Source organism: Bacillus sp. sid0103 (assembly GCF_019219025.1).
This window is the reverse complement of the sequence record NZ_JAHUWN010000038.1, coordinates 1-16,794: the sequence shown is the minus strand read 5'-3', so window position 1 is coordinate 16,794 and position 16,794 is coordinate 1. Positions and strand designations below refer to the sequence as shown.

The 16,794-nt window shown below is 38.2% G+C and carries 16 protein-coding genes and 1 pseudogene; 3 read left to right on the top strand and 14 right to left on the bottom strand.

What is annotated here, in order from left to right:
• Nucleotides 1-12: 12 nt before the first annotated feature.
• From KW850_RS28555 to KW850_RS28545, 3 genes are read right to left on the bottom strand one after another with little or no spacing between them, the layout of a single operon-like run.
• On the bottom strand, nucleotides 13-1,344 hold the full coding sequence (locus tag KW850_RS28555) for a glycoside hydrolase family 18 protein (RefSeq protein WP_256358515.1): 1,332 nt from the start codon (nucleotides 1,342-1,344) through the stop codon (nucleotides 13-15).
• A gap of 13 nt (nucleotides 1,345-1,357) precedes the next feature.
• Nucleotides 1,358-1,993, bottom strand: a complete 636-nt coding sequence (gene cdaS / locus KW850_RS28550; protein ID WP_218351082.1) for a sporulation-specific diadenylate cyclase CdaS — start codon at nucleotides 1,991-1,993, stop codon at nucleotides 1,358-1,360.
• Nucleotides 1,994-2,028: 35 nt separating this feature from the next.
• Entirely contained in the window at nucleotides 2,029-3,354 is a 1,326-nt protein-coding gene (locus KW850_RS28545; protein WP_218351081.1) for a glycoside hydrolase family 18 protein, read from the bottom strand.
• A 199-nt stretch (nucleotides 3,355-3,553) separates the two neighbouring features.
• Here KW850_RS28545 and KW850_RS28540 point away from each other — a divergent pair, with 199 nt between their 5' ends.
• From KW850_RS28540 to KW850_RS28530, 3 genes and pseudogenes are all read left to right on the top strand, one after another.
• The gene (locus tag KW850_RS28540; RefSeq protein WP_218351080.1) at nucleotides 3,554-4,036 is read left to right on the top strand and encodes a hypothetical protein; all 483 of its coding nucleotides are present in this window, start codon (nucleotides 3,554-3,556) and stop codon (nucleotides 4,034-4,036) included.
• 293 nt (nucleotides 4,037-4,329) lie between these two features.
• Nucleotides 4,330-4,653, top strand: coding sequence for a winged helix-turn-helix transcriptional regulator (locus KW850_RS28535; RefSeq protein WP_218351079.1), 324 nt, complete (start codon nucleotides 4,330-4,332; stop codon nucleotides 4,651-4,653).
• A 71-nt stretch (nucleotides 4,654-4,724) separates the two neighbouring features.
• Nucleotides 4,725-5,332: pseudogene (locus tag KW850_RS28530) on the top strand (NAD(P)H-dependent oxidoreductase).
• Between the two features lie 83 nt (nucleotides 5,333-5,415).
• Here KW850_RS28530 and KW850_RS28525 read toward each other — a convergent pair.
• The 11 genes from KW850_RS28525 to KW850_RS28480 form a co-directional block, all read right to left on the bottom strand.
• Nucleotides 5,416-6,753: a glucose-6-phosphate isomerase gene (locus KW850_RS28525; protein ID WP_218351078.1), complete on the bottom strand. Its 1,338-nt coding sequence runs from the start codon at nucleotides 6,751-6,753 to the stop codon at nucleotides 5,416-5,418.
• 99 nt (nucleotides 6,754-6,852) lie between these two features.
• Nucleotides 6,853-7,515 (bottom strand): fructose-6-phosphate aldolase, encoded by a 663-nt coding sequence (fsa, locus tag KW850_RS28520; RefSeq protein ID WP_218351077.1) that lies wholly within the window; start codon nucleotides 7,513-7,515, stop codon nucleotides 6,853-6,855.
• A gap of 30 nt (nucleotides 7,516-7,545) precedes the next feature.
• Nucleotides 7,546-8,445, bottom strand: coding sequence for a phosphogluconate dehydrogenase (NAD(+)-dependent, decarboxylating) (gene gnd / locus KW850_RS28515; protein WP_218351076.1), 900 nt, complete (start codon nucleotides 8,443-8,445; stop codon nucleotides 7,546-7,548).
• 24 nt (nucleotides 8,446-8,469) lie between these two features.
• Nucleotides 8,470-10,464, bottom strand: a complete 1,995-nt coding sequence (tkt, locus tag KW850_RS28510; protein ID WP_218351075.1) for a transketolase — start codon at nucleotides 10,462-10,464, stop codon at nucleotides 8,470-8,472.
• A gap of 24 nt (nucleotides 10,465-10,488) precedes the next feature.
• Nucleotides 10,489-12,000, bottom strand: a complete 1,512-nt coding sequence (zwf, locus tag KW850_RS28505) for a glucose-6-phosphate dehydrogenase (protein ID WP_218351074.1) — start codon at nucleotides 11,998-12,000, stop codon at nucleotides 10,489-10,491.
• A 74-nt stretch (nucleotides 12,001-12,074) separates the two neighbouring features.
• Nucleotides 12,075-12,746 carry a ribose-5-phosphate isomerase RpiA gene (gene rpiA / locus KW850_RS28500; protein ID WP_218351073.1) on the bottom strand — a complete coding sequence of 224 codons (672 nt, stop codon included), beginning with the start codon at nucleotides 12,744-12,746 and terminating at the stop codon, nucleotides 12,075-12,077.
• Nucleotides 12,747-12,791: 45 nt separating this feature from the next.
• On the bottom strand, nucleotides 12,792-12,926 hold the full coding sequence (locus tag KW850_RS28495; protein WP_218351072.1) for a BA3454 family stress response protein: 135 nt from the start codon (nucleotides 12,924-12,926) through the stop codon (nucleotides 12,792-12,794).
• A 247-nt stretch (nucleotides 12,927-13,173) separates the two neighbouring features.
• The gene (locus KW850_RS34105) at nucleotides 13,174-13,581 is read right to left on the bottom strand and encodes a hypothetical protein (RefSeq protein WP_308128873.1); all 408 of its coding nucleotides are present in this window, start codon (nucleotides 13,579-13,581) and stop codon (nucleotides 13,174-13,176) included.
• Nucleotides 13,581-14,354 (bottom strand): thiolase family protein, encoded by a 774-nt coding sequence (locus KW850_RS28490; protein WP_308128872.1) that lies wholly within the window; start codon nucleotides 14,352-14,354, stop codon nucleotides 13,581-13,583. The genes KW850_RS34105 and KW850_RS28490 overlap by 1 nt, the downstream gene beginning before the upstream one ends.
• 20 nt (nucleotides 14,355-14,374) lie before the next feature.
• Nucleotides 14,375-15,031: a 3-oxoacid CoA-transferase subunit B gene (locus KW850_RS28485; RefSeq protein ID WP_218351071.1), complete on the bottom strand. Its 657-nt coding sequence runs from the start codon at nucleotides 15,029-15,031 to the stop codon at nucleotides 14,375-14,377.
• A gap of 433 nt (nucleotides 15,032-15,464) precedes the next feature.
• The gene (locus KW850_RS28480; protein WP_218351070.1) at nucleotides 15,465-16,544 is read right to left on the bottom strand and encodes a nitric oxide synthase oxygenase; all 1,080 of its coding nucleotides are present in this window, start codon (nucleotides 16,542-16,544) and stop codon (nucleotides 15,465-15,467) included.
• Between the last annotated feature and the right edge of the window lie 250 nt (nucleotides 16,545-16,794).

The following is a 16,794-nucleotide window of genomic DNA, read 5'->3' as shown; positions in this document are numbered from 1 at the left end:
TTAATATTAGAGCTACTTTTTGTGCACATTAAATTCTTCCAGCAACATTTTTTCTGTTTGAGGCATGGTTAGACCTAAGTGCCAGCACCCCATTCCCGCTAGTCCATATTGTCGAACCAGACGGAACTTACCCAGTAGGCTGCGTGGATCCTCAAACCACACTTCGTGCAGATTTCCTTTTTTATCAACATAACGGAACCAAGGTGCAGCAGCATTCTCATCATAGTGAACAGGACTTTCATATCCTGTATATAAATCAATGGCATGTTGTGTGGAATATGCAGAACCTGAACGTTTATTAGTTCCGATCTCCCAATCATAGGCATATTGAGGGATTCCCAGCATCAACTTTGATTTATTCACAACAGAAACAGCATAATCAAGGGTTGCTTTTACTCTGTCTATTGGAGCAATCGGACCTGATTGCCCCCCTGGCCAATGCCAGTCATAAGTCATCAAAAACATTTTATCCAAATATTTCCCTAGTGTTTTGTAATCATAGCCTGCAGCATAAGATGGCATGTGATCCCCTTCTTTTGGGGGTACAGCCATCATAACTTCCATTCCTGCAGGATGAAGTTTTGCAGCTAATTCCTGAGTAAACTGGTTAAAGTTAGCCCGATCTTTTGTCCTAACTTGTTCAAAGTCAATTACTATTCCTTTGTAATCATGACTATCCAAAAGGGAATAGATATTCTTGACAAACTTTTGTCTTAACCAAGGCGTGCTTATTAATTGATGAGTTAAATCCGGATCAAATCCCTTTTCACTTAAATTTGTAAGTGTCGCATAAGGTAATAGACCTTCTTTCCAAGCAATTTTATGCGCCTGGTTTTCGGGTCTTTCGATGATATTTCCTTGTGCATCAGAACTATACTCAAAAACGAAAATACTACTAAGAGTGGTTTTATAACTATTCAGCATCCATTCATTTGTATACTTATCTTTTGGAACAAAGTATGTACCTGTCCAAATATTCATTTTCGGCGGCCGAGGGATACTCAATTTCTGACCGGGGATAATTACACGATTTTTTAAACCATTTTGCCGCATTAATGTTTCATCACTAATTGTGTGACGATTTGCAATTTCCCATACACTTTCACCCGGTTGAACCACATAGGTCGACCCAGGTATTAAAAGAGCTTGACCAAGGACAAGTTGAGCATTCTTAGCTAATCCATTTAGTTTGGCAAGGTTGTCTTTATTGATTTGGTATTGTTTCGAAATTTTGGACAGGCTATCACCAGATTTCACTTCATGGATTACTTGGGCATAAGTTGAGATTGGGGTCATTAAGACCATAAAAACTGAAATGATGAGAAACAATGTTTTTTTAATCAATGGGGCCTCTCCTTTAATTATCTTCAAATTTAATGGCTTGACTCGTGTTAATTGGATAAAGTTTTCCGTTTAGGGCAAATGAAATCTTCCCCGTTTCTTCGGAAACAATCAATGTGAGTGCATCGATTTGTTCTGAAATTCCAAGAGCTGCTCGGTGCCGTGTTCCAAGTTTTTTTTCTTCTATTATATTTGTTGTTAAAGGAAGAACATTTCCTGCTGATACAACTTGGTTGGCTCTAATTAAAACTGCTCCATCATGCAATGGGTTACCGGGAAAAAAAATGGATTCCAATAATTTAGGGGAAACTATTGCTCCAATTGTTGTTCCCTTTTGAATAATAGGCTCAACAGAATCACGACGTTCAACAACTATCAGTGCACCATGCCTAAGTTTTGAAAGTTGCTTAACAGCCATGGATAAATCTTCATAAGTGTCCGTAAATGATGATAAATAGCAATTCAAATAAAAAGAAGCAGCGATGGATTCAATTTCATTTAGATGTTCCTTTACATCTTCCAGACTTCCCAACACACAATAATTTTCATTACCTAGTATATCTAAGTTAGATTGGAGCATAAGTATCAGATTTTGAATTCCATCTTCTAAATGTTGTTTCATAGGTGAAAAGTCGCAATTTTTGCTGTCCATGTATAAATCACTCCACATCTCTTTTTGCTATAGACTTATTGAACAGTAAATTCCTTTAGTAATATCTCTTCCGTTTGTGGCATAGATGTTCCTAAATGCCAGCAACCCAATCCACCTAATCTATACTCTTTAACTAGCCGAAATTTTGCAAGAAGACTTCGGGGATCTTCAAACCAGACTTCATGTAACTTTTGGTTTTTATCTACATATCTAAACCAGGGTGAGGCCGCCTTATAATCATAGAAAATTTGGCTTTCTCGACTCATGTATCTATCAATTGCACCTTGTGTAGAATAAGCTTTCCCTGAACGCTGTTCCCCTGAGATGGTCCAATCATAGGCATACTGTGGTATGCCTAACATGATTTTAGATCTTGGTACCACAGTAATTGCGTAATCTAACACAGTACGCATTTCGTTTAGAGGAGCAATTGGGCCGGACGGGCCACCGGGCCAATGCCAGTTATAGGTCATTAAAAATAGTTTATCCGCGTATTTTGCCAGTGTTCGATAATCATACCCACCGTAATAGGAAGGGGTTTTTTCCCCTGTCATCGGAGGCATTGCGATTAAAACCTGCATTTTTGACTTATGGAGCCTAGATGCCAGTTCTTTAATGAACTGATTTAAATTGTCCCTATCTTGAGGCCTGACCGTCTCAAAATCGATAACAACCCCTTGATAATCCTGGCTATCCAACAATGAATAGATATTATTTATAAATATTTTCCTCATGGCAGAACCATTTAATACACGATGGGCCAAATCTGGGTCATAACCTTTTTGGCTAGTGTTGGTTATCGTAGCATATGGATATAAATTCTTATTCCAAGCAATTTTATGCGCCTGATTCTCTGTGACTTTTATAAGCTGACCCTTTTCATTTGGATGGTAATCAAATACGAATAGTCCTGAGAGTGTATCTTTATAATTTTCCAGCATCTCGGTGTTGGTAATTTTATCTTTTGGAACAAAGTATGTACCCGTCCAGATATTCATTTTGGAAGAATGGGGTATGGTTAATTTTTGTCCTGGAACTATAAGCGTGCTTTTTAGCTTGTTATAATTTATTAATTGTTGTGGACTAATTGCATGGCGATTAGCAATTTTCGCAATGTTATCCCCCCGCTGTACAACATAAGTAGAACCCGAAATTAATATAGCTTGTCCCAAAACAAGATGAGCATCTTTTTTTATACCATTTAATTTTGCTATACTTTCTCGTTTTGTTTTATATTGTACTGCAATTTTATTTAAGGTATCCCCTGATTGTGTTTCATGAATGACCTGAGCATTTGTTACGTTTGATTTATTGAAAACAAAAATCGATATTAAAATACACAATGCCATAATTTTGATCATTAATTTATCCCCTTTTTATTTTGTATAAATAGTATTTGATTTTTTGTTCGATAATTATATATAAAATCATAAAACTTTATGATTGATTTATATTAGCCACTTCATTATAATAAAATTGTAACCAGGTTACTTTTTGTTCGCCTAATATTTTTTGTGCATGGTCTATTTTAAAAATAAAACACACAGTGAGGTCATTAAAATGAGCTTATTAGAATCAAAAGTAATTCAAACACAAATAGAAAAAGAAATATTTATAGATAACATTTCAAATATGGAAATTGAAAGTATTAATTATCCAAAGAAAGGCTTTCCTTTTTATGAATTTATGGTTGGCTTAGATTTAATGCGGATAAGAGAAAATGAATTTTATGGAACAGAAAAAAGGTACTTTGGAATACGAACCTCTGTTGATTTTCAATCTATTACCGTATTTGAACCGAATCAACAAAGTATTTTTGCTGTCAAGAATAAACAGGAAAAACAAGATGCAATTGAATTAATTGAGCATGTATTAATTGAATCTCCTAATTTTAAACACTTAGTAATGGCAATGATAAATGACATTCAACAAGCAAATATAATCTGCGAAGAGGAAATCAAAGAATTAAAAACAAAGCTAGAATTATTAGAAAGATTATTAAAAATCCGTTATGAAGATGTTCAAATAGCCTTTCTAAGTTAAAAATGATAATCACTTTCTAATTACAATTAGAGATTCATAATGCAGGGAAAAGCTATGAATAACATAGAGCTTTTCCCTATTTTAATTTCATCTTCAACTAGTAAGTCCACTATGGTTTGTTTCCTCTAATAATTAAAAAACAAATCATTTATGGAAATTCTTTGACAATTTTACGTACAGTGGGGTTTTTTAAAATAAATTATGTATTTTTACTTTGTAATCAAATGAAACCTGGTTACAATAAGTATACAAGGAACAAAATTAATTCTATTTTGATAGAGGTGAGATTTATTATGACGGAAGAAAAGGCAGACCTTTGTCCTGAGGTTGAAAAAACTTTTGAGTTAATTGGAAAAAAATGGACTGGACTAATCATATATGTATTATTAAGCGGACCAAAACGTTTTAGTGAAATCAATTTACTCATCCCTGATTTAAGTAAGCGGGTATTGACGGAAAGATTGAAAGAATTAGAAGAGCATGGGATTGTTTTACGTCATGTTATTCCAGAGCGCCCAGTTAGAACGGAATATTTATTAACTAAAAAAGGAAGTGAACTAGCAAAAATACTGGGACCCATTAGTCAATGGGCTACCAGCTGGATGAAAGAGAAATAAATGATTGGAATATAAATAAATACTAAAAAAACGTAGATTACTTTCTAGCATTGAAAGGTAGGATGAGATTATTGGATAATGTTCTATATATCACTGCACATCCTCTTAATCCTGAACGGTCCTATAGCTTAACAGTAGGAAAGGTTTTTATCAATTCATAAAAAGAAAGTCACCCGCAGGATCAAGTTGTACACCTGGATTTATATCAAGCAGACATTCCGTATCTGGATGTAGATGTTTTTAGCGGCTGGGACAAACTCCAGACAGGTGAACCGTTCGATCAAATAACGGGCGAGGAACGATCGAAAGTTGGTCGATTAGCCGAACTTGGGGCGCAATTTATTTTATCGGATAAATATGTGTTTGTGACACCTATGTGGAATTTTTCCGTACCGGCGGTTTCGGTTATGAAGACCTACCTGGATGCTATATCGGTATCAGGTAAAACGTTTAAATATTCTAAAAAGGATCGCAGGGTCTATTAGAAGGAAAAAAGGCGATCCATATTCAATCTCGTGGAGATGTTTACTCCGAGGGACCGGAAGCGAATATGGAAATGGGGCATCGCTATCTTCAAGTAATGATGAAATTTTTCGGAATTCACAATCTGGAAGAAATTTTTATCGAAGGACATGTACAATTTCCAGAAAAGGCAAATGAAATCAAAGATCCATTTTAGCCGCAAAGGAAATCGCCGAAAAATTTTAATTTACTGCGAAAAACAACCCTTATCTTCACAAGATAAGAGTTGTTTTTTAGAGTTTATTTAGAAATGCGTTTTAGTAATTCAGCTCTTTCTTCTTCGAACCCTGGTTTTCCAAGTAAGGCAAACATATTCTTTTTATAAGCTTCTACTCCTGGTTGATCAAATGGATTAACGCCCATTAACAATCCGCTAATTCCACATGCCTTCTCGAAGAAATACACCATTTCACCAAATGTATATTCGTCTAAGTTCCCCAGTTCCACCGATAGGTTTGGAACCCCTCCGTCAACATGCGCTAATACGGTACCTTGGAAGGCATTCTTATTGACAAAGTCCATGGTTTTGCCGGCAATATAATTCAAGCCATCAAGATTAGAAGCCTCTTCTTCAATCGTGATATCCAGTTTAGGCTCTTTTACTGATATGACTGTTTCAATTAAATCACGACGACCTTCCTGTACATACTGACCCATGGAATGAAGATCGGTTGTAAAATCCACCGAAGCTGGGTATAGACCTTTTTGGTCCTTCCCTTCACTCTCGCCAAATAGCTGTTTCCACCATTCTGAAACATAATGAAGGGATGGTTCATAGTTAACAAGCAGTTCAATTGATTTTCCTTTTCGATAAAGGGCATTCCTTACAGTGGCGTATTGATAGCTTTCATTTGTTGCTAAATCCGGATTATTGTATTTATCTGCTGCAGCTGCTGCCCCTTCCATCATTTTGTTTATATTTAAACCTGCAGTTGCGATTGGCAATAAACCCACTGCGGATAAAACAGAATATCTACCTCCGACATCATCAGGAATGACAAAGGTTTCAAAGCCTTCTTCATCGGCAAGTGTTTTTAACGCTCCTTTAGCGCGGTCTGTTGTAGCATAAATACGTTTTCTAGCTTCTTCTTTTCCATATTTTTTCTCCAAATAATCCCGGAATATTCGAAAAGCGATAGCCGGCTCTGTTGTCGTACCTGATTTCGATATGACATTAACGGAAATATCTTTATCCTTTAATACATCAAGCAAGTGAGAGATATATGTAGCGCTAATATTTTGTCCTGCAAAATAAATTTGTGTTTTATTTCCTATTTGATTATGAAAGGTATGGGAAAGTGCTTCAATTGCTGCTCTTGCACCAAGATATGAACCTCCGATCCCAATAACAATTAAGGCATCGGAATTATTGCGGATTCTTTCAGCTGCATCTTTTATTCGTGCGAATTCTTCTTTATCGTAGTCATGCGGCAGGTTGACCCATCCAAGAAAATCAGAGCCTGGACCTTTTTTCTCGTGAAGCATATTGTGAGCTACTTTTACAAACTCGCTAAGATTATCCACTTCACTCTGTTGCATAAATGATAGGGCGTTTGTATAATCAAATGAAATTGTCATTTACTTTTACTCCTTTAATGTTAATTTCTGATTTAGCGTTCAGAGCGTTAGAATTCTTACTGTCGAAGTAATCTAACGCTCTGTAGCTTTTATAAGTTTTTAAAGAGCATTTTTCCAGTCCGCTGCAAATTTTTGAATTCCTTGATCTGTTAAAGGATGTTTAGATAATTGCTCAATTACATTAAATGGTATAGTTGCAATATGTGCTCCCGCCAATGCAACACGAGTTACATGGTCTGGGTGACGAACTGACGCTGCAATGATTTGAGAGTCTAAATTCTGAACACGGAATAATTCAGCAATTCTTGAAACAAGTGCTACACCGTCTTCGTTAATATCATCTAAACGGCCCAAGAATGGGGACACATAGGTGGCCCCGGCACGTGCTGCCAAGAGGGCTTGGTTTACGGAAAAAATAAGGGTAACGTTTGTTTTTACACCTTTTTTTGTTAGGTAGCGGCACGCTTCTAAACCATCCAACGTCATTGGAAGTTTAATGGTAATATTTTTATCCCCGCCATTTATTTTGATGAGTTCATTTGCTTCAGCAATCATTTGTTCTGCTGTTAAAGCATTTGGAGTTACTTCGGCAGATACAGACTCAACCTCGGGAACGGCATTTAGAATTTCTGCAATGCGATCTTCAAATTTAACTCCTTCTTTTGCAACCAAGGAAGGATTTGTAGTAACGCCTGATAAAACCCCGATTTTATAAGCTTTTTTGATATCGTCTAGATTCGCTGTATCAATAAAAAATTTCATGATGATTTCCTCCGATTTATATAATATATTTTATTTGCTTGCTTTTTCGACAGCATGTCCACCAAATTCATTTCTTAATGCGGCTACCACTTTTCCTGTAAAGGTGTCATTCTCTAAGGAACGATAACGCATTAATAATGACAAGGCGATAACAGGAGTAGCCGTTTGAAGATCCAGAGCTGTTTCAACCGTCCATTTCCCTTCACCTGAAGAATGCATAATTCCTTTAATTTCATCCAAATGTGGGTATTTTGAAAATGCGTTTTCCGTTAATTCCATCAGCCATGAACGAATAACAGACCCGTTATTCCAAACTCTTGCTACTTTTTCATAATCATAATCGAAGTCACTTTTCTCAAGTACATCAAATCCTTCCCCTATGGCAGCCATCATGGCATATTCGATTCCATTATGAACCATCTTGAGGAAGTGACCGCTTCCTGCTTTGCCTGCATAGAGATAACCATTTTCAACGGATGTATCTTTGAAGATGGGTTCAACGATTTGCCACGCCTCAGGATCGCCGCCAACCATGTAGCATGCACCATGACGAGCACCTTCCATACCGCCTGAAGTGCCTGCATCCATAAATCGGATCCCCAGTTCCTTTAATTCGTTATAACGCTGGATGGATTCTTTATAATGGGAATTACCAGCTTCAATGACAATATCCCCCTCGTTCAAGAACGGTAGAACCTCACCTATAACCGAATCAACAACGCCATGAGGGACCATAATCCAAACAATTCTTGGCTGTTCTAATGATTGAATAAGTTCTTTATAGCTTGAAACTCCTACAGCTCCGTTTTTTTTCATTTCTTCCACAGCTGTTGGGCTTACATCGAATGCTACCACTTCATGATTATGCTCGATTAGATTTTGTCCTAGGTTAAAGCCCATCTTTCCCAAACCGATTAATCCTACTTTCATCATTAATTCCTCCAAATTTATTTTTTACTTATTTAAAATACCTTTTGTAGTTTGAACCACATTTTCAGTCGTAAATCCAAAATGCTTCATAACAGCTTCACCATCTCCAGATGCACCGAATGTCTCAATTGATAATACTTTTCCATCAAAGCCAACAAAGCGTTCCCATCCTAATGAAATACCCATTTCGATTGCCACACGCTTTGTAACCGAAGAAGGGAGCACAGCCTCTTTATAATCAGCAGATTGCTTGCCGAACAACTCCCAACTTGGCATTGCTACGATACGTACAGAAATATATTCTTTTTCCAGTTCAGTTTTGGCACTCGCTGCCAATGAAACTTCAGACCCTGTTGCCATTAAGATGACGTCCGGGGTCGGATTGGTTTCTGTCAATACATAAGCGCCCTTAGATAAATTTTCTACATTCGCTTTTGTTTCATTAAATACCGGCAAGTTTTGACGGCTTAAGACCAAGGCGACTGGTCCTTCTGATTGTTGAAGCGAAAACGCCCAAGCACTTGCTGTTTCATTCGCATCTGTAGGCCTGATAACAGTGAGGCCCGGGATGGAACGAAGGGCAGCCAAGTGTTCAACCGGCTCATGAGTTGGTCCATCTTCCCCAACTGCAATGGAATCATGTGTAAACACATAGATGACCGGAAGCTTTGATAAAGCCGCTAATCGAATAGAAGGACGCAGATAATCATTAAATACAAAGAATGTGCTAACAAAAGGCTTTAATCCGCCATGATAAGCCATCCCGTTTGCTGCTGCACCCATCGCATGTTCACGTACACCGAAATAAACATTTCGCGCACTGTAGGATTCGACGGCGTAAATTTGTTCCCCTTTAATCTCAGTCATCGTGGAGTGGGAAAGGTCCGCACTACCACCAAAAATGGCTGGCACTGATTTGACAAAATGGTTAATAGCTTCCCCGCTCGCCACACGAGTGGATACAGCTTTTCCGGTGTCAAACGTTAGAATATCCTTCACATCGATGAGAACTTTTCCAGAAATCGCATTGGTTAACTGTTCTGCCAAGTCTGGATTCGCTTTTTGGTAAGAATCGAATAAATGGTTCCACCTTTGTTCCTTGTCGACTCCATTACGCTTTAATTGTTCAAAATGAGCCTTGACTTCCTCTGGAACGTGGAAATCTTCCTCATAAAGCCAATTATAGGCTTGTTTAGTCGCTTTCCCTTCTTCTGCTCCGAGTGGTGCACCGTGGGCCTTATTCGTTCCTGCAACCTTCGGACTTCCATAGCCGATGATCGTTCTGATTTCAATCAAACTTGGCTGGTCAGTATTTTGTTTTGCTGATTGGATGGCATTTGAAATGGCCTCAATATCGTTGCCATCTTCTACTCTTAAATAGTTCCAGTGGGCAGATTCAGCTCTTTTCTTGATATCTTCGGAGAAGGAAACGTTCAATTCACCATCAAGGGAGATATCATTGGAATCATATAAGACAACCAGCTTTCCTAGCTTCATATGACCTGCCATTGACATTGCTTCATAGGAAATACCTTCCATTAGGTCGCCGTCCCCCACTAAGGCATAGGTATAATGATCAATCACAGGAAACCCTTCTTTATTAAACTTGCCTGCTAAATGTGCTTCCGCCATAGCCATCCCTACAGCATTGGCAATCCCTTGTCCTAATGGTCCAGTGGTTGCTTCTACACCTGGAGTATGACCGAATTCCGGATGCCCTGGCGTTTTGCTATTTAATTTTCTGAAGTTTTTTAAATCATCCATCGAGACATGATACCCAAATGAATGAAGCAAGCTGTATAATAAACTGGAACCATGTCCTGCAGATAAAACGAATCGATCACGATTAAACCAGTTCGGATTTTCAGGATTGTGATTCAAATGGTTCGCCCATAATGCATAGGCCATTGGCGCTGCCCCCATCGGGAGACCTGGATGGCCTGAGTTTGCTGCATTGACCGCATCAATTGATAAAGTTCGAATGGTTGTTACCGCTAAATTTTCAATGGTTTGTGACATGTCATTTTCCTCCTAGACAATTCCTTATTTCTGAAGTGATGTCTCTTGGTTTTCTTGAGTTTTTTCATCTAACCACCATTTGAACCCATTTTCTGCTAACAGGGAATCAGAGGCATCTGGTCCAAATGAACCGGACCAATATTCACGTAGAGGCAGAAGATTTTCCTCAAATGCGTTCAGGATTGGTTGTACCCATTCCCACGATAATTCAACTTCCTTCCAATGGGCAAAGAATGTAGAATCGCCGATTAAAGCATCATAGATAAGTCTTTCATAAGCCTCAGGTACCCCTGAGCCATTGCGTGCTGAATCTTCACAAGAAAAACTAATATTTACAGGTTCTATTCTCCCGTTCATTGGATTTTTACCATTCAATTGCAGAGCGACATTTTCATCGGGGCTGATTTCGATAATCAATAAATTAGGCTCCACTTTTTGATTTTCGTTATAAAGAAGTTTTAACGTGTTTTTAAATTCGATGACGATACGGGTGGACTTTTCCTTCATTCTTTTCCCTGTCCGTATATAGAATGGAACTCCACTCCAAAATGGATTATCAATCCATAAACGGGCAGCGACAAATGTATCCGTTTGAGAAGACGGATTTACTCCCGGCTCATCTTTATAGCCTGACACCGACTCACCCTTCATCTCACCCGAAGAGTACTGTCCCCGGACAATATGGAATTGGACATCTTCTTTTTTTACCGGACGAAGAGCTTCCATCACCTTCCGTTTTTCATTTCGAATTTCCGTTGCGTTAATTTTATAAGGCAAGTTCATAGCGGTCATCATGAGCATTTGCAACATATGATTTTGCACCATGTCGCGTATTGTGCCTGCTTGATCATAATAACCAGCTCTTTGTTCAACACCCACAGTTTCACTAGCTGTAATTTGAACATTCGCAATATGATCTCTATTCCAGATGGACTGTAGAACTGGGTTCGCAAATTCAAGAGCTTCAAGGTTCTGAACCATTGGCTTCCCAAGGTAATGGTCGATTCGAAAGATCTCCTCTTCATCAAACGCACTGCTAAGTTTTTCATTTAGTTCGCGAGCAGATTGAAGATCATGTCCAAATGGTTTTTCGATGATTAATCGTTTCCATCCACTCGTTGCACCAAGTCCACTATTATTAACATTAAACGCAATGATATCAAAAAACTCTGGTGCTACAGAGAGGTAAAACATGCGGTTTTCCGCAATTTGTAGTTCGTCTTCTCTTTCCTTAACCAACTGCAGTACTTTTTGATAATCTTCGGGTTTATTTACATCTAAAGTACTGAATCGAAAAGCGTCTAGAAAATCTCCCATTTCATCCGCTTCATGCTCTAAACGACGTGAAAACTCTAATACTGATTTTTTAATTTTTTCCTGAAAATCGAGATGTGATAAATTACCTCTACCAAGTCCAATAATGGATATAGGTTGCGGCAACTTCTGATTTAAATATAAATTGTAAAGAGCAGGGTATATTTTTCTCTTAGCCAAATCCCCCGTTGCTCCAAATAATACAAAGGTCATTGATTCCATATTTATATCTCCTCATTTTTGCAAATTATCATTATGCGCAATACTGAAGTTATTTTTTCTTTTCCGAACCTAACCTATTTTCGGAAATTAATGCCAACTTCCTTATTTCTATCCAAGGTAATAACCATATCGGCCATTCCGACAAACAATCCATTATCAACGACACCAGGAATGAGATTCAGGTCTCTTTCTAAATCTCCTGGATGTGTAATCTCATGGAAGCTGCAGTCAAAAATATAATGACCGTTATCCGTTAGATAAGGGCTCCCATCTTTTTGCCGTAATTTCGGAATCCCTCCAAGCTCTTGGATATATTTGCTTGTCATTTCAACTCCGAAAGGTACCACTTCTACTGGCAAAGGGAAGGATCCTAATTTTTCCACCAACTTGTGTGAGTCGGCGACAACTATAAAAGTGTTTGCCGATTTCGCAATGATTTTCTCTCTTAAAAGGGCTCCACCGCCTCCTTTAATAAGATTTAAATCAAGGTTTACTTGATCGGCACCATCTATCGCTACATCAATTCGGTCTATTTTATTGAAAGAAACCAATGGAATGCCAAGCTCTCTTGCCAAATTCTCTGTTTGCAAAGAAGTAGGGATTCCCTGAATAGAAAATCCTTGTTGAACTAATTTTGCAAGCTTAGAAATGGTATAAAATACTGTGGTGCCAGTACCAAGTCCAACTACCATTCCTTCCTTCACATAATCTACAGCTTTCTCTCCGACTACTCTTTTTTCATTCAAGTCCTTTACTCCTTTCATATAAAGACCTGAAGATTTATCGCCATTTTAATTTACCCTTTGTTTCTTAATTTGTTCCGTTGCAATACACATAATTTGTTTTTTAGGTGTATTTTTATGAACTATTACATTTGTTAAATAATTTTTCCCATTATAATTAAGTTTTACAGTTACTTCCACCATCTGTTTCACTCCTTAATCATTTTTAATTATTATTAAATAATTATAACCTAGTTATTTTTAGTAACTTTAGTTATTTTATATAACCATAATAATTCTTGAATTAAATAACGTCAAGCAAAGTATCTCAGAATCGAGATATTTTTCACCACCTCTATAAGCGACGAAAACAAATTCTTCACCTTAAAAATCAAATAAAAAAACCTAATGGGTAATCCATTAGGCTCTAAACAGTTCCATATCAAGCTATTTATGACATATTTTCTAGCAAAATTGCCATTCCTTGGCCGCCTCCGACACATAGTGTTGCAATGCCAAATTGTTCTCTCCTGAATCTCAGTTCATGAATCAGCTTTGTGATAATAACTGCTCCAGTCGCACCGAGCGGATGGCCCTGTGCTATGGCACCACCATTGACGTTCACCTTTTCCATATTCATTCTTGCCTCCCGAATAACAGCAAGAGCCTGGGCAGCGAAGGCCTCATTTAATTCTATCTGCCCTATGTCGCCCATTTGCAGTCCAGACCTATTTAATAATAATGAAACGGCTGGAACTGGACCGATTCCCATATATTGTGGATCGACACCTACTGTTGCCCAGCCCTTAACCTTGGCTAGAGGTTTTAACCCCAATCCTTGAGCTTTTTCTTTGGTCATCAAAACGATGGCACTTGCACCATCATTTCGGCCGCAGGCATTCCCGCGGTTACGGTTCCATTTTTTTTGAAAACTGGTTTTAAGCTAGCCAATTTTTCCAATGAAGTCTCACGCATATGTTCGTCTTTTGCGAACACGGTCGATTGATTTTTAAATTTCACTTCAACAGGGACAATTTGAGAATCGAACTTTCTCTCTTCCCAGGCTTTTATTGCACGCCTTTGGCTTTCCAAAGCAAAAGCATCCTGATCCTCACGTGAAATACCGTATTTTTCGGCAACATTCTCCGCTGTCATCCCCATTCCTAAATCCTTGCCGTACATTTCAATAGGCTGCTGGCCATTTTCAAGGTTTGAATCAACAATAAATGGATTTCCCTCGCCAAACCTGGAATTTCGAAGGTAAATCGGCGCTCTACTCATGTTTTCCGTTCCGCCAGCTATCACGATTTCATCAGGATGGAAAGCTAAATGTTGGACTCCTGATACGACTGCTTGCATTCCTGAAGCACATAGGCGGTTTACAGTATAGGCTGTCACTGATTCAGTAATCCTTGCTCTCAGTCCCGCAACCGTGCGACATTGGATGATCTGTTGCTGTCTTACCTCACCCAGTATGATCTCATTAATTTGGTCAGTCGCAAGTCCGGTAGTCTGAAGTGCATCCTTCAGGACAACAGCAGCCAAATCTCCTGAATTGTTATTTTTTAATGTTCCGCCAAACTTTCCGATTGCTGTGCGTTTGGCACTGACAATGACAAATTCTTGACCCATAAAATTGGTTCTCCTTTCGATTAAACGAATTGATATTTTGACAAGGAAGTAGAGTCTGTATACTCCGCAGGGGTGATTTCCTTTAGCTTCTCTTCTGTAATGCCTTCCTTCAATTCTTCAAGTACCATCTTTCCATTAATAAAACGAAAAACTGCATATTCGGTGATCAGTAAACTGACCACACCTTTTGCCGTAATGGGATATTTACAGCTTTTTAGAATTTTCGGTTCGCCATTCTTTGCACAATGCTGGGTTGTTACAATAACTTTCTTTGCACCGGCTACAAGGTCCATGGCTCCGCCTACACCAAGAATATTTTTTCCTGGAATTGCCCAATTGGCGATGTCCCCATTTTCAGCTACTTGCAATGCGCCAAGGATTGCAATATCGATATGACCTCCCCGGATCATCCCAAATGATTCTGAAGAAGAGAAATAGGATGCTCCAGTTTTTGCTGTAACTGGGAGCTTGCCTGCATTAATGATTTCAGGATCGGCTTCGCCTTCAGAAGGAGTTGGGCCGACCCCTAGTAGGCCGTTTTCAGTATGCAAAAAAAACTCTTTGTCATTTGGTAGGAAATCAGCCACCAGAGTTGGTATTCCAATGCCCAGATTGACGATATCTCCATCCTGAATTTCCTTTGCTGCTCTTACAGCAATCATTTGTTTGATATTCATCCGTTATTTCCTCCTTTAACGATGTAATTAATAAATAAATGAGGAATGACAATATGTTCAGGATCTAGCTCGCCGGGTAGTTCCATTTTCTCTCCTTTCAAATAATAAAAATTTCCATTGTTTATAACATTTATATGCACTACACCGAATAGCTTGACCAAATTATTCCATAAATTGACCCGCAGGTTCTATATGCACTTCTTCCACTAAACTGCTTTCATTAGTACAACAAGCAAAAAGATCGCCGCAGCGATCTCCATCTTTAACTATTGCACCCGTTACTTTAAGTACAGTATTTCACAATCTAACTCGTTAATCGAACTAGGAAGAGTAGATGCCTTATTTAGGCATCCTACACTGTAGTTAATAAGCACCATTTAAAAACCAGAATATAAAATTATAAAACGAAGATTTTTGTGACTATACTTAAAAATTAATATGGTTTAGGTTGATAAAAATAATTGGGTTTTTTAATGACATTATTATATGGTTTGTGGAAAATATGGGTTGCAGCTGGTGACATTGGTGGAATAAGCCACGTCCAGTCGCCTGTAATAGACCTTTCACTTGCCCTTTCTTTTTCTTCAAATTTTTTGAATTGTTGTGCAGCCGTATGATGGTCTACAATACTAACCCCATCCTCCTTATAGGAATGTAAAACTGCTGTATTCAATTCTAAGAGTGCCCTATCCTTCCATAAAGATATATTACTTTTTATGTCCAACTCCATTAATTTTCCTATTTGAGGAAGCATATTATACCGCGATTCATCCGCAAAGTTCCTTGCTCCTATCTCAGTCCCCATATACCAGCCATTAAAAGGAGCAGCGGTATACGTAATGCCTCCAATTTCTAAAATCATATCCGAGATCATCGGTACTGCATACCATTTCAAATTTAAATCATTAAACCATTTGTAATTGGGATGACGAATTGGCACTTCGAGAAGAAGCTTTTCTGGAAACTGGGCTACTTTTGGATGATGATCATTTACTTGAACGACTAAGGGTAAAACATCGAAATTTCCAAACTTCGGTTCCCATCCTAAATCTATACAGGTATCGGTAAAGGAAATGGAGTGTGGATCCCCTAAAACACCTTGTTCCGTTTTGTAACCTGCATAGCGAATTAATTGGTGATTCCAAATACGAACTTTTTGGTTCGAGGCTTTTTGTGAAAAAATGGTGATTGTAGGGCGTATTCGACCCTTATTCGTTGCATATTCGATGTGTTCAAATAAGGCTTCGATAATTTCTTCTTCTGTCTTTAGGTTCCTCTTATCGATCACGTTTAATTGATCCCAAAATAACCTTCCTATACAACGGTTACTATTACGCCAAGCCATTTTTGCCCCATATTCAAGCTCTAGGTTGGTGTGTTCATAAAAACCTTTATTTCGTAACTGTTCATTCAATTCATTCAATCTATGTTCTAGTTCTTGCTCCGTTTTATTTAATTCTCTATAACAAGTCCGGATAAATTCCTCAGCTTCCTTTAGTAAATCATTAATCAAAACAAATCCTCCTTGGGTAGATGGTAGATAATATCCTATTATGTAAAAAGGATCTAAATCTAAACAAATAATATTGTTAGAAAATCAACTTTACCATTTAACCCAAAGAGATTTCCATCCCATTTCATACAGATAGGTAAGGGTTTGAAGTTATCTCTCCCTTTTCCCCCCGTCCACACCGTACAAGCGACTTTCACCGCATACGGCGTTCCAACTAATCCAATTTATTCTTTTCTATGTATTAAGCAGA